Annotated in this window: 11 protein-coding genes; 6 read left to right on the top strand and 5 right to left on the bottom strand. The window is 71.4% G+C overall.

Annotated elements, in window-relative coordinates; genetic code table 11:
• Positions 1–219 precede the first annotated feature (219 nt).
• The 4 genes from AC0VYD_RS24905 to AC0VYD_RS24890 all read right to left on the bottom strand — a co-directional run bounded on the left by AC0VYD_RS24905 (position 220) and on the right by AC0VYD_RS24890 (position 3,095).
• A complete protein-coding gene (locus tag AC0VYD_RS24905; RefSeq protein ID WP_475477743.1) occupies positions 220–933 on the bottom strand; it encodes an MmyB family transcriptional regulator in 714 nt (237 codons plus the stop codon).
• Positions 934–1,093: 160 nt separating this feature from the next.
• Positions 1,094–1,336 carry a hypothetical protein gene (locus tag AC0VYD_RS24900; protein WP_475477742.1) on the bottom strand — a complete coding sequence of 81 codons (243 nt, stop codon included), beginning with the start codon at positions 1,334–1,336 and terminating at the stop codon, positions 1,094–1,096.
• A gap of 349 nt (positions 1,337–1,685) precedes the next feature.
• Entirely contained in the window at positions 1,686–2,273 is a 588-nt protein-coding gene (locus AC0VYD_RS24895) for an NADAR family protein (protein ID WP_475477741.1), read from the bottom strand.
• Between the two features lie 42 nt (positions 2,274–2,315).
• Positions 2,316–3,095 carry a dioxygenase family protein gene (locus AC0VYD_RS24890; RefSeq protein ID WP_475477740.1) on the bottom strand — a complete coding sequence of 260 codons (780 nt, stop codon included), beginning with the start codon at positions 3,093–3,095 and terminating at the stop codon, positions 2,316–2,318.
• A gap of 84 nt (positions 3,096–3,179) precedes the next feature.
• Here AC0VYD_RS24890 and AC0VYD_RS24885 point away from each other — a divergent pair, with 84 nt between their 5' ends.
• From AC0VYD_RS24885 to fxsT, 6 genes are all read left to right on the top strand, one after another.
• Positions 3,180–3,686 (top strand): MarR family winged helix-turn-helix transcriptional regulator, encoded by a 507-nt coding sequence (locus tag AC0VYD_RS24885; RefSeq protein WP_475477739.1) that lies wholly within the window; start codon positions 3,180–3,182, stop codon positions 3,684–3,686.
• Between the two features lie 190 nt (positions 3,687–3,876).
• Positions 3,877–4,320 (top strand): DoxX family protein, encoded by a 444-nt coding sequence (locus tag AC0VYD_RS24880; protein ID WP_475477738.1) that lies wholly within the window; start codon positions 3,877–3,879, stop codon positions 4,318–4,320.
• A 325-nt stretch (positions 4,321–4,645) separates the two neighbouring features.
• Positions 4,646–5,590, top strand: coding sequence for a trypsin-like peptidase domain-containing protein (locus tag AC0VYD_RS24875; protein WP_475477737.1), 945 nt, complete (start codon positions 4,646–4,648; stop codon positions 5,588–5,590).
• Positions 5,587–7,092 carry a hypothetical protein gene (locus tag AC0VYD_RS24870; protein WP_475477736.1) on the top strand — a complete coding sequence of 502 codons (1,506 nt, stop codon included), beginning with the start codon at positions 5,587–5,589 and terminating at the stop codon, positions 7,090–7,092. Before AC0VYD_RS24875 ends, AC0VYD_RS24870 begins: the two co-directional genes overlap by 4 nt.
• Positions 7,093–7,123: 31 nt before the next feature.
• A complete protein-coding gene (locus tag AC0VYD_RS24865; protein ID WP_475477735.1) occupies positions 7,124–8,284 on the top strand; it encodes an AAA family ATPase in 1,161 nt (386 codons plus the stop codon).
• Positions 8,281–12,837: an FxSxx-COOH system tetratricopeptide repeat protein gene (gene fxsT, locus AC0VYD_RS24860; RefSeq protein ID WP_475477734.1), complete on the top strand. Its 4,557-nt coding sequence runs from the start codon at positions 8,281–8,283 to the stop codon at positions 12,835–12,837. The genes AC0VYD_RS24865 and fxsT overlap by 4 nt, the downstream gene beginning before the upstream one ends.
• A 60-nt stretch (positions 12,838–12,897) precedes the next feature.
• Here fxsT and AC0VYD_RS24855 read toward each other — a convergent pair whose 3' ends face one another.
• Positions 12,898–13,101, bottom strand: a complete 204-nt coding sequence (locus tag AC0VYD_RS24855) for a DUF397 domain-containing protein (protein WP_475477733.1) — start codon at positions 13,099–13,101, stop codon at positions 12,898–12,900.
• Positions 13,102–13,171 lie beyond the last annotated feature (70 nt).

Below are 13,171 nucleotides of genomic sequence, written 5' to 3'. Positions count from 1 at the left end.
TCGTACCGGGGGCGGTCTCGTACCGGGGGCGGTGCCCCGGCCCGGTGGCCGCCGACTCCCTGCCCGGGACACCGTTCACGCTACCGAGATGCGCACGGTCCGCCGACGCCGCCGGGCATGGACGGCACGGCGGCCGGGCGGCAGGGCCGTTATGCCGAGGGAAGACCGCACAGCGGTTCGTCGCAGGTGACCCGGGTGTGCCCCAGCAGCAGCTCCGGCCTACGGGCGGGTCAGCCGGGCGTTGTGGGCACCGCCGGGGAAGTCGCCGGCCCCGGGCGGGGCGTGGTCTGCGGCCAGTCGGCGCATGCCCTCCTCGCTGGGGGAGCCGGGTTCGGCGCAGTACAGCATCACCCGCTGGTCGCTCTCGGGTACGTGCAGCACCTGGCACCCGAACTCCAGCGGACCGACGAGCGGGTGCTCCACCCGCTTGTGGAACCCGCGGCGCTCCTGGACGTCGCGCTCCTCCCACGGCCGCGCGAACCGGGGAGAGGAGCCCAGGAGCGTTGTCACCATCCGGCCGATGCCGGGATCACCGGGGTAGCGGGCGTAGGCGGCGCGCAGATCCGCCACCGAGTGGCGCTCCATGCACTCGGTGTCGGCCCGTCCGGTCACGCGCGGATCGTCGTCGGGGAGGCGGAACATCCGCGTGATGATGTTGCGCTCGGAGTCCTCGACCGCGGACATGTCCCCGATGAAGTGGGCGGCCAGCGTGTTCCAGGCGAGCACGTCGTACTTGGCGTCCAACACGTAGGCGGGGGTGGCGGTGAGGCTGTCCAGGAGGTGGCGGATCGCACGCGACACCCGCCGGTCGGGGCCCCGGACCGGTTGCGGCTCCTCCCCGGCGGCCCGGAACAGGTACGCGCGCTCGTCCGCGGAGAGCATGAGGGCCCGGGAGACCGCACCGCCGAGCAGGGCGCCCGGGTGAGCCTGCACCTGGCGACCCTGCCCGACGACGGGCCCAGCGGTGTCCTGTGGGGCCATCTGGCGGCCGAGGACGATCCGGAGAGCTACGGCGTCCTGCCCTGGTGACCGGGCGGCACCGGGCACGGTCCTCCGGTCGGCGCGGGGCCGCTGTGCTCCGCGCCGACCGCCCTCACCAGGCGCGGACCCCGCCGACCGGGGCGGGCAGCCGCTCCTGGAGCCAGGTCCAGGTGCCGTCGTTCTCGGTGAAGCGGCGCTGGACGCGTTCGACGCCGTCGATCGGGTTGCTGAACACTTCGCGCCAGTCGCCCGCCGCGCGCTCCTCCAGGTAGAGGCTGCGCGCGTCGGTTCGCATCCGCACCGCCTGGAGGGTGCGGGAGGAGCCGTCGTTCAACTGGATGCGGTAGTAGGCCATGGGAATCCCCTGAGTGTCGTCCTGGAAAGCGAGGACGGTGGAGTCCGGAACACGCGCGTTCGACGAAGCTGGAAGGTCTGTCTCCCGGGCGCGGCGGGACCTCGGGGTCGGGCCGCGGGTTCGGTGGCGTGGAGTGCCTGAGGCCGAGTGCGGGAAACAGGCGCGGGTGCCGGGGCACCGTGCTGTCCGCGTGTTGGGACTCTACTCCCGCCGGTGCGGACACGGAGGGTGAACGTGAGAATCCGAAGTGAAATCGGGGAGAACGGCTGTGTACGCGGGGCCGGGCGGAACCCGGCCGGAGCGTGCTCCGTCCGGGTCCCGTTCCGTCCCGGTGCTGCCGGTGAGGCCGCTATGCGGTCTCCACTGACTCCGCGTCCTGTGCGGCGAGCCGGGCTCTGGCCTCCATCAGGGCGAAGCCGAGCAGGTTGCGTCCGCGCCAGAAACGGGGCTGCTCGGCGTTCTCGTTCTCCCTGCCCATTCCGATCCCCCACACCCGGTCGCGGGGGCTGGCCTCGACCAGCACCCGCCGGCCGGTGCCGAGCAGGAAGGCGCGCAGGTCCCGGTTCTGGTCGAACTTGGCGACGTTGCCGCGGACGACGATCTCGAAGCGCTCCCGCTCCCAGACCTGTTGGTCGAACCCGCGGACCTCGCGGCCGATCACCTTGGCGTCCCGGGGGTGGCCCGCCGCCACGATCCGTTCGGCGGCCCCGGTGTCGCCGAACAGCCGTGCCTTCCCGGCCATCATGAAGTGTTCGGCGGTGGGGTAGGTGGTTCCGTCGACGGTGAAGTCGGCCGGCCACCACTGGGACAAACAGCTCGCCGACACCCCCTCGGGCGGTGGCTGGTGCCCCCAGAAGTGCAGGTACTTGATCCGCCCGTCGATCCGGAGCAGATCCTCCACGGTCCTCGCGTCGGCAGGGTTGCGTGTGCCTGTCATGCACGGGAGTTTTGCAGACCCCGAGGACGCTCCGGTAGCCCCTCAGTCGAACTGGAAGGACCGTTTGGCCAGGCCGTGCCAGAAGCCGTCCACCGTTGAGGTGGAGCTCCGGTGGCCGTCCAGCCCCGCTCCGAGGGCGACGAACAGCGGGGCGAAGTGGTCGCTGCGCGGGTGGGCCAGTGCGGCCGCCGGCGCCTTGTGCGCGAAGTCCAGCAGTGTGTCGACGTCGTGGTCGAGTACGGCCCGGCGGGTCCAGTCGTCGAACTCGACCGACCAGGAGGGGGCCTCGCCGTGGGCCTGCCGGGACATCTCCCGCAGGTTGTGGGTGGTGAACCCGCTGCCCATGATGAGGACGCCCTCCTCGCGCAGCGGGGCGAGCCTTCGGCCGAGTTCGAGGAGTCCGGCCGGGTCGAGGGTCGGCATGGACACCTGGAGCACCGGGACGTCGGCCTCCGGGTACATCTCCCGGAGGGGGACGTAGGCGCCGTGGTCGAGCCCCCGGGCGGGGTCCTGATGGATGCTCCCGCCTGGACCAGTGGCGAGCTCGCGGACGCGTTCGGCGAGCGCGGGAGCTCCCGGGGCGGTATAGGCCACGTCGTAGTAGCGTTGCGGGAAACCCCAGAAGTCGTAGGTCAGCGGGGTGCCGTCCGCAGTGGCGCCGACGGTGAGCGGTGCGTCCTCCCAGTGCGCGGAGACGACCAGGATCGCCGTCGGGCGGTCGAGGCCACCAGACCAGTCGGCGAGCTGGCGGGTCCACACGGGGTCGTCGGCCAGCGGTGGGGCTCCGTGGCTCAGGTACAGCGTGGGCATGCGTGTCGCCATGTCGGCCTCCGGGTGCGGGGATTCGGTTCCGTGTGCGGCAACAACACAATTGAACGCTCAAGTATTTCTGGGGGCACAGGTCAGATGGGCGAGACGCGCTGGCTCGACGACGGCGAGCAGCAGACTTGGCGTGCCTTCCTGACCGCCGTCAACCTGCTCAACGGTGCACTGGACCGCCAGCTCAGGCACGACTCCGGGCTGCCGCACGCGTACTACCAGATCCTGGCGATGCTCTCCGAGGCCCCGGGCCGGGAGCTGACGATGACCCGGCTGGCCCGGCTGTTGCGCTCCTCCCCGAGCAGACTCTCGCACGCGGCCGCGCGGTTGGAGGGCGAGGGGATGATCCGCCGGTTCAAGAGGCCGGGTGACCGGCGCACCACGATCGTCGAGATCACGCCCGAGGGGATGAAGGCCCTGGAGGCCGCGGCCCCGGGCCACGTGCACGAGGTGCGGCGGGTCCTGTTCGACACGCTCAGCCCCGAGCAGGTGGGTCAGTTGCGGGAGATCTCCGAGTCGATGCTGTCCGCGCTCGACCCCCAGGGCGAGGCGCCCAGGTACCCCGACCCGGACGGGGTCCGGTCCCAGGACTGAACCGTGTTCTGTTCTCCGCCCTGACCAGGGCGGCCGCGTGACGTTTCCAACCCGTCCCCGCCCACGCTATGTGTTCGGCCGGATGCGTACTAGTATCTCTTTTCCAGGAAAAGGTTGTGGTCTCAAGTGTCATAGTCACGCGTTGGGGCCCACCGGTTCCGGGATACCCGCTCACAGAACAGGAACCACCATGACCGCAACGCTCAGATCCAGGCTCGGCGACGCCGCGGCCCTGCTGGCCAGGATCGTCCTCGGGATCGTCTTCATCGCCCACGGGCTGCCCAAGATGACGGACCCCGGCGGCACCGCCCAGGGCTTCGAGGCGATGGGCGTCCCCCTCCCGCAGTTCGCCGCCCTCCTCGGCGCGGCCGTCGAGGTGGGGGCCGGCGCGGCCCTCCTCGTCGGCTTCGCCCTGCCCGTCGCGGGCCTGCTCCTCGCCCTCATGATGGGCTCCGCGTACTTCTTCGCCCACGTCGGCGACCCCCTGGTCGGCGGCTTCGAGCTGCCCCTGGTCCTGGGCGCGGCGGCGCTGGCCCTCGGTCTCTCCGGCGGCCGCTACTCGGTCGACAGCCTGCTGCCCTGGGGCCGCGCCCGCGGGCGAAACGAGGGTGCGGAGACCGTGCCCTCCGCCTGAGGCGGCCCCGATGCGCCGGAACGGCCGCCCACCGGTGACGGTGGGCGGCCGTTCGTGATTTCTGTGGTGCTGTTGTTTCTGTTGTTGCTTTCGGGATCTTTGTTGATCAAAAAGTGAATTCCTGGCCGCCGCCCTCGTGTCGAAGCGGCTTTCTGTACTGGGTGCAGGAAGGGGGTTCCGGCCAGTCTGTTTTTCGGGGGTGAACGGTAGAATGCGGGTGAAACGAACAGTCGAGTTGACAGTGGGGCTGTGTTTTACCGGGACCGTCCCCCCGTGTTCCGGCCCCCGTCCGCCGAACGGGAGCACTGTGTCCACAGACTGGCAGTTGAGGATTGTCGACGGGGACGGCCGGAACCTGCGCGGGGCTGCGGTCGTGGTCTCCCCGAGCCACGCGGTCACCTGCGCGCACGTGGTCCGCAACACCGTGCTCGCCGCAGGAGGGTCCGCCGCCGGGCCCGGTAGCACCGTGTACCTCCAGCGCCCCGGTCAGGACGGGTCGGCCCTGTCCGGAACCGTGGTCGAGGGCGGCTGGTGGTGGAAGGACGGGGCGCCCTGGGACGTGGCCGTCCTACGCCTCGAACCCGCCCCGGAGGTCCTCCCCGCACGCCTGGCGCGCGCGGGGAGGACCGGTTGCGGCGGGCTGGGGGTCAGCGTCGCGGGCTTCCCGCACGCCCGGTACGGGCGGTGGGTCAGCGCCCGCCTGCGGGGCGCCGGGGGCTCACGGCGCGAGTACGTCCAGTTCGACGTCGAACCCGCGAGCGCCTTCCAGCTCCTGCGGGGCTTCAGCGGGGGAGGGGTCGTCGAGGAGGAGAGCGGGGACCTTCTGGGCCTGGTCTGCGAGGCTGCCGCCGACGGGCGGGCCGGCTGGCTGATCCCCCTGGCGGCGGTCCCTCCCGTGTGGGAGGAGGCCGAGGATCCCGGACGGCCCCCGTGGGCCGCGCCCGCACTCCCCGCCGGGGGGCCGGCTGCGGCGCCGGCCGACCGCGCCGAGCTGGTTCACCGGCTGGCGCTGGCCGTGGCCGACCTGGAGACCGTCGACGCCCCCGAGGCGCGCGCCCCCTTCCACCGGGCCCTCGACCGCCGCCTGCGCAACCGGATCGCCTCCGGCCTCGCGCCCCGCCACTACGCGGAGGAGTTGGTCCGGCGGGCCCACGAGGACTACCGGATCCTGCGCGCGGTCCTGGACCAGCTCGACCTGCGGGAGGAGGGCAGCGCCGGCATGGAGGAGGTCTGGGCCGCCGCGGGCCCCCTGCTGGGGGGTAGGGGATGAGCGTCGGCTCCCAGGACCTCGACGGAGGCCGCCACCAGCTGTCCCCGGAGGACCGGGACGCACTCGTGGAGGCCCTGTGCGAGGTCGACTGCGTCCAGGTGGAGGTGCGGCAGCGGAGCTTCCTGAAGTACTTCCCGACCAGGGCGCGCAGGTACGCGCAGACCGGCCCTCCCGACGTCTTCGCGGAGGGGGTCGTCGACTACTGCGCGGACCACTTCGCCTTCCTCCAGCTCAGCCGCTGGCTGGTCCGCAGGGAGGACGGCGCCAGGCCGGCGGTGGCCGTCGCGGACAGGGCGCGTTCCTTCGCCGCGCGGGAGGAGGGCGAACTGCTCGCCTCGCTGCTCCCGGGGACCGCGGCCGCCGATCTCGAAGCCGTACGCGGGGAGCTGGCCCTGATCGGCTGCGAGGAGGAGGTCCGCCAGGACTACGAACTGGCCAGGGGGACCGCCCGGGGCCGGGGGGCGCTGCCCCCTCCGGTCACCGTGTGGGACGCCCTGGTCAACCTCGCCGAGTTCACCGCCGTGGGCGGCCGGTCGCCGATGCGGCTCCTGTGCATACTGCTGGCCCGCCGGTACCCCGAGCTGGCCTGCGCCGATCTGCTGGCGGACTGGGGGAGCGCGTCCCGCTGGGAACTGATGTCGCTCGCCCCGCCCGTGTCGACCCCGGCCCGCCTGGTGGTGTGGGTCGTCCCCGGTTCCAGGCGCGACCTGTTCGACCTGGACAGCTGGTCGGTGCTTAGCCAGCGCAGGGGGGAGCCGCCGGACTTCCTGGAACGCTGGGTGGACCGGGACGTCGGCGCGGACGAGATCGCCGTGCGGGCGGGGGACCTGCTCGACCTCGTCGTCGCGGACTCGCGTTCGGCCAACCATCCCGGGCTGCGGGTCGAGCTGATCACCTCCCTGGACCTGATGGCCGATCTGGAGGCGGAGCTCTGGCAGAGCCAGGAGGCGGTGGGGCGACAGCCGCTCGGTGCCAGGGCGGAGGTGGTCTACCGGGCGGCGGAGGTGGTGGACCGGCGGGTGGGCGCGGCCAGGAAGGCCCAGGAGCTCGCGGGTGAACGGTGGAAGTCCCTCGAACGGGAAAGGAAAGCGCTGGCGCTCGACCTCTTCCACGAGGGGGACATGAATGAGAGACTACTCCACAGACGTTTGGGTAATGACCAGATTATCTGCCTTTCTGTTCCCGGTGGGTTGGAACGACCGTTTATGCGTGTTTCCCATGCGCTCGGTGTTGGGGTGCCCGTTGTCGTTTGGCATCGCGGAACGCGAGAACGATCAATCTGTGACTGGCTGAATCCGGAACGGCTGGGACGGGAGGTGACCTTGACGGCGGACCAGGTACACGGGCTACCAGCGGCTCTTCTCGGATCACGGGTCGGGGCCGCCTCACCCGAGGGCGGTGTCCGTATCGAGGACGGTTACGAGGTCGCGATGATGTACCACGACCTCCTCCCGGTGCTCCCCCCGCACCTGCCCCGCATCTCCCCTGCCAGCATCCGTTAGCCGCCGTTGGGCGCGGTGAGAGGGACACAGCATGACCACACCAGCCGAACCAGGGGCGCAGGACTCCGCGCGGGAGGTGCCGGCGTGGTGGATCTTCCACGGGACCGGCCAGCCGCGCGCCCACCTCGACCTGGCCGCCCAACTCCCCCCTCCGCCCCCCTGGCGCACCTACGCCGGCACACCCGACCCGACGCCCCCGCCCCCCGACGATGACAGCGGGCGCTACCTCGGCCCGGCCCGGACCCTGGGGTTCGCGGTCCCGCTCGGCCCCGAGCGCCGGGCGTTGCTGGACAGGGTGAACGCCGCGATCCACCTGAGGAGGCCGCTGCTGCTCGTGGGCCCTCCAGGGGTCGGCAAGTCGAGCCTGGCCCACCAGATCGCCCGGGAGCTGGGGCTCGGCAGGTTGTTGCGCTGGTCGGTGACCAGCCGCTCCAGCGTCGGCGAGGGCCTGTACACCTACGATCCGCTCACCCAGATCCACGACCTCAACCTGGAGAACACGCGCAACAGGATGTGGGGGGCCAGCGACCGCCGGTACGCTCCCGAGGCGGCCCGGTCCGGGGCGGAGTCCGAGGCCCATCTGAGCAGCAGCGCGAAGTCGATCGGGCGCTACCTGGCCCTGGGGCCGCTGGGCACCGCCTTCCTGCCGGGGAAACTGCCGCGGGTGCTCCTGGTCGACGACTTCGACCTCGGTGACTTCGACCTGTCCGGTGACCTCCTCGACCTGTTCGAGAACGGCGGCTACCGGATCCCCGAACTGGCCCGCCTGTCCAGCGTGGCCGAGCGGATCGAGGCCGGCACCGACGACCCGGGCCGCAGAGTCGGGATCGACAACGGTGAGGTGCTCTGCTCGGCCTTCCCCATCATCGTGCTGACCTGCAACACCGACCGGGACCTGCCGCCGGCCTTCCTGCGGCGGTGCATCCCGGTTCGGATGGGTATGCCGGAGGAGTCCGAACTGCTGGCCGCGGTCGCCGGACACTTCGACGGGAACCTGCCTGTCGGCACCCGCGACCTGGTCACCAGGTTCCTCGAAGCGGGCAGGCACGGCGACCGGCTCGCCCTCGACCAACTACTCAACGCGGTCTACCTGCTCGCCGAGACGGGTCGGCAGGAAGCCGGGCCGACCAGGGAACAGATCGACCACCTGGCCGAACTCCTCTGGCACCGGTTGACGGAAGCCCCTGGATGAGCGGCAGGGGCTCCCCGGCGCCTCCGGGAGGCCGGGCGGACGAGCACCGAACGGGCATCCCGTTCGGTGCGCTCGGTCTGTCCGCGACCGACCTGGCCGACGCCCTGCACCTCGCCGCCGTGATGAAGCGGAGCACGGAGGGGGCTCCTCCCCGGTACACCAGCCGGACCCACGCCCCCGACACCGAACCCCTCCCCGAGGAGGACGGGCCGCTGCGGCCGTCGCGCGCGGGCGGTGGTGCCGTCGGTACCGGGGACCCGGACGGCGGGGGCCGGAGACCGGCGGAGGCGGGCCCCGGAGCAGCCGGTCCGCCCGGGGGCGCCGCACCCGGAGCCGGGCCCGGCTCCGACCCGGTGGGCGCCGGGGAGGCCGCCGAGGCGGGAGGACGGACACAGGGCCCGGAGAGCACACGGACCCCCGTCGGCCTGGACCCCGCCTTCACCCAGCCCGCGCTGGAGGACCGGCAGCGCCTCCTCGCCGCCCTCAGCCCCTTCAACCTCAGGACCCCGCAGGGCCCCGAGAACCTGGTCGACCCGGAGGGCACCGCCCGCAACTATGCCCGCGCCCTGCTGGAGAGCCTCCAGTGGGACGAGGGCGAGAGGCGGGCCGCCGGGGTCCCCGTCACACCCGCCACGCGCCGCCGCCGTCTGCGGGCGGTAAGGCTGACCGTGCTCGTGGACGACGGCGTGTCCATGCTCTTCCAGCAGGGCGTGGCCCGGGCCCTCACCCGGATGCTCCGGGACAGCGGGGTCTTCCGCCGGGTGGGTGAACTGCGCTTCGACTCCGAGCGGGCGGGAGAGCCCAGGCTGGTGGACCCCCGGGGGAACCCGGGGCGGCTCCCGGGGCCGGAGGAGGCCGGACCGCGGATCGTCCTGGTCCTGACCGGCGGGCTCGGGGCCGCCTGGCGGGACCGCGAGTTCCAGACCTGGCTCGCGGAGGTCGGGACCCGGAACGCGGTCGCGGTCCTGCACCTGTTGCAGCCGCAGGTGTGGCGGCGCGGCACGATCCGCACCGTTCCCACCGAGATCCGGATGTCCTGGCCGGCCGAACCGGGCGCACCGAACAGCGGCTACCTGCGCGAGCGCGCGATCACCGAGGTCGGTGAGGAGGACTCACCGTACGGCGTCCTCATCCCGGTGCTGCCGTTATGGCCCGGGGCCCTGCACGACTGGGCCTCCTTCGTGATGTTCCGGAGCCGCTCCCGGCTGTGGGTGCACACCGCGGAGTTCCCGGCCAGGGAGCGCCCCGACGAACCGGACGAGGACGACGCCGCCCCCAACGGCCCCGCGGAGCCCAGCAGGGCCGAGGAGGTGCGCCGCTTCCAGCACAGCGTCAGCCCCGAGGCCTTCGAGCTGGCGGTCGCGCTGGCCGCCGTCCCGCTCCATCCGCGCATGGTGGAGGCCGTCTGTGAGGACGTCCTGGGCGGATCCTCCCCCTCGGAGCTCACCGAGGTGTTCTTCAGCGGCCTGGTCCGGCTGGTGGACGAGGGTCCGGAGGGGGCGGAGGGGGAGGCGTGGTGGGAGTTCCGCGACGGTGTCCGGCGGGAACTCCTGCTCCTGGGCGGACGCGTCCCGGAGATCCGCCGGATGCTGCGCCTGGCCGCCCAGCAGCTGCGCGAGGTGGACCCGTGGTTCGAGGAACTGCCCCTGCTGTTGGCCGGGCACAGACCTGAGAACCCGCGCAGGACCGACATGTCGCGCCACTGGATGAATTCTGTTTTTCCGGCTCTCGAATCCATCTCGGTGGTAGCAGGACACAACGAATCCATCGATTTCCACACGGACCGCTTCCATGGTCGCCAACAACCTGAACACCCCCCTTCCCGCGCTACGGCCAAGAGGACGACGTTCCACGGGTTTGGTCTAGAATCACAGGCGTCCGGGTCTGCGCGTGAGGATTCCTTGGACGCTCTCGTGAGGGTGTATCCCAGACCGGCCCAGGGGAACATGGGAGGAAGTCCGGAAAAGCCCGAGATCCCGTCTAGTGGGGAAAACATGACAGATTCTCTCGCATCATCCTCGGTGCCCACCGACCGTCTCGGGCGGGCCGGGACCGGAGGGCGGTCGCGGGCCACGACATGGGTCCAGGTCCCCCACCGCAACGCCTCCTTCGTAGGGCGGGAAGTACTGCTGTCCTCGCTCCGGGACCAGCTCCTCAGAGATCAGCAACAGGTCATCACCGCTCTTCGCGGAATGTCGGGCGTCGGTAAGACCGAGATGGCCAAGGAATACCTCTACCGGAACGCCGACGAGTACGATCTGATCTGTTGGATACCGTCCCGGCATATCAACCAGGTGCGCAACTCCTTCGCGCAGATAGCCACGAACTTCGGTATCGGCAGCACGGGGGCGGACAACGAGTACGTCGTGAGCGAAGTGCTGGAGGCACTCCGCAGGGGCGACCGTTTCCGGAAATGGCTTCTGGTCTATGACAACGCGCAGTCCCGGGCAGAACTGCAAAGGTTTCTTCCTGTCGGGGGCGAGGGGCACGTGATCATCACTTCTCGGGACGGAAGCTGGGAGCTTCCCGGGGGCTACGGCTCCATGTCGATCCGGGAGTTCGACCGGGAGGAGAGCATCCAGCTGCTGAGGCGGCGCGGACCGCGGTCGCTCACCGACGCGGAGGCCGAACGGCTGTCGGAGGAACTGGGCGACCTCCCCCTGGCACTCAACCAGGCGGCGGTCTGGCTGCATGAGAGCGGGATGCCGGCCGCCGAGTACCTGGAGCAGTTCGCCCGGAAGAAGGAGGAGATGCTGCGCCTCCTCGAACCCGAGGACCCGGGGTACCAGGTCCCGGTGGCGGCGGCCTGGAACGTCTCCCTGGACCGGCTGGCGGTGACCAACCCGGGAGCGCTGCGGCTGCTCCAGCTGTGCTCCTTCCTGGCCGCGGCTCCCATCCCCAAGTACGTCTTCGAGTTCGCCCGGGGGATCGACGGGCCGCCGGAACTCGTCGAGGTGCTGGAGGACCCCACCAAGCTGAACGTCGCCATCCGGGCGATCGGCCGCAACAGCCTCGCGCACATCGACCACCAGCAGAACAGCATCTCCCTGCACCGGCTGGTGCAGATGGCGGTCCGGACGCCGATGAGCCCCGAGGAGAGGGTGGCGCTCCAGCACTGCGCCCACCAGCTGCTGGGCCGCAGCGGACCCCGGAGCGGGGTGTCCGAGGGCAGCCCGCGCTACGCCGACCTGCTCCCGCACGTGTGGGCCTCCGAAGCCTGGGACTGCAAGGACCCGTGGGTACGCCGCGTCATCATCACCCTGTGCTGGATCGGTGTGGTCCGGGGGCAGGCCCAGGAGATCATCAACCTGTGCCAGGTCAGCCACGACACCTGGCGGCGGACGCTCGGGGAACAGCACCCGGACACCCTCGCGATGGCGCTCCAGGTCGCCCGGGCGCACCAGGCCCTGGGGCGGTTGTCACAGGCGCGGGACCTGTGTTCGGCCACCCTGGAGACCATGCGCGAGGTGATGGGGGAGGACGACCCCGAGACCCTGGAGGCCGAGCGCGAGCACATCCGCAACCTGTGGCTGGCGGGCGCCTTCCACGACGGGCTGGTCGAGGCCACGGCCAGCCTCGACCGCCGGATCCGGCTGTTCGGCGAGGACGACCCGCAGACCCTGATGATGGCCCGGGTCGTGGCCTTCAACGAGCAGCTCACCGGTTTCCCCGAGCGCGCCTCCCAGCGGTACCGCGAGGCGCTGGACCGTTTCGAGATCGTCCTGGGGCACGAGCACCTCAGGACCCTGGGCGCCGCCAACGGCTACGCCGAGGCCCTCATGGAGCAGGGGCGCTACCAGGAGGCCGAGCGGGTCCAGTCGGACCTGCTGGCGCGCGCACAGGGTGTGTGGGCCGAGGACGACATGGAACTCTTCGTCAACCTCGCCGCCTGGTCCGTCATGCTGCGCCGGGCCGGCCACCACCAGGAGGCCTACGAGCAGTCCCGGCACGCCTGGGAGCGTATCGTGGCGCTCCAGGGGCGTAACAGCAACAGCAGCCTCTACATCGCCATGGTGCACGCCCGCTCGTTGCGGACCATCGACCGCTTCGACGAGGCCCTCAAACTGGCCGAGGAGGCAGCCGCTCCCTACGCGCGGCTCCTGGGGGAGAACCATCCGTACGTGGCGGCCGCCAACGTCAACCGGGCGGTCATCCTGCGTCGGCTCAACCGGCCCACGGAGGCGCTGTCCCTGGACGGTTCCGCCCTGGAGCTGATGTCGGCGGCCCTCGGCAACGACCACCCGAACACCCTGGCCTGCCGCGTTAACCTGGCCAACAACCACTTCCTGCTGGGGGAGACGGGGACCGCCAGGGAAGTCGACGAACAGGCACTGGCCATGTGCCGGACCAAGCTGGGCGCGGACCACCCGCTGACCCTGCTGGCCGAGCGCAACCTCCTGCTCAGCCGCAAGGGGCTGGGGGAGGACGTGGCCGAGGAGTACGAGGCCGTCAGGGAGCGGTATCGGGACATCATGGGCCCCCAGCACCCGGCCACCCTCACCCTGGACGACGAGGTGCGCGGGGACGCCGACATCTACGTCAGCCTGGTCTAGGCACGGTCCGGCCGGACGGTCGCGCGGTCCGGGGATCACCCGGACCGCGCCCTCCGTCGGTCACCGGGCGCGGACCCGCCCGAGCAGGGCGGCCCACTGGCACGCGGGAAACCCCAGGGCGGTGCCCCCCGGATGGGTGGAGTCCCTGACGCCGACCTCGCCGTCCTCGTCCCGGGCCCGCAGCGCCGCCTCGACACAGGAGCTCTCGTTGCTGCTGTGACTCGACTTCCGCCACTGGCCGAGACCGTTTCCGAGCCCCCTCACCGGTACCCCCGTCTGGCTCGTCTTCCCAGTTCACCGTTGCACACGAGTCAGCCTCGATTCTTCCGGTGCC

Source organism: Nocardiopsis sp. iso_40 (genome assembly GCF_056173285.1).
This window is presented reverse-complemented; position numbering and strand designations above follow the sequence as displayed.

Coding starts and splice junctions, on each gene's coding strand:
- AC0VYD_RS24900 (WP_475477742.1), bottom strand. CDS start 1,336: ATGGCCTACTACCGCATCCAGTTGAACGACGGCTCCTCCCGCACCCTC.
- AC0VYD_RS24895 (WP_475477741.1), bottom strand. CDS start 2,273: ATGACAGGCACACGCAACCCTGCCGACGCGAGGACCGTGGAGGATCTG.
- AC0VYD_RS24890 (WP_475477740.1), bottom strand. CDS start 3,095: ATGGCGACACGCATGCCCACGCTGTACCTGAGCCACGGAGCCCCACCG.
- AC0VYD_RS24885 (WP_475477739.1), top strand. CDS start 3,180: ATGGGCGAGACGCGCTGGCTCGACGACGGCGAGCAGCAGACTTGGCGT.
- AC0VYD_RS24880 (WP_475477738.1), top strand. CDS start 3,877: ATGACCGCAACGCTCAGATCCAGGCTCGGCGACGCCGCGGCCCTGCTG.
- AC0VYD_RS24870 (WP_475477736.1), top strand. CDS start 5,587: ATGAGCGTCGGCTCCCAGGACCTCGACGGAGGCCGCCACCAGCTGTCC.
- AC0VYD_RS24865 (WP_475477735.1), top strand. CDS start 7,124: ATGACCACACCAGCCGAACCAGGGGCGCAGGACTCCGCGCGGGAGGTG.
- fxsT (WP_475477734.1), top strand. CDS start 8,281: ATGAGCGGCAGGGGCTCCCCGGCGCCTCCGGGAGGCCGGGCGGACGAG.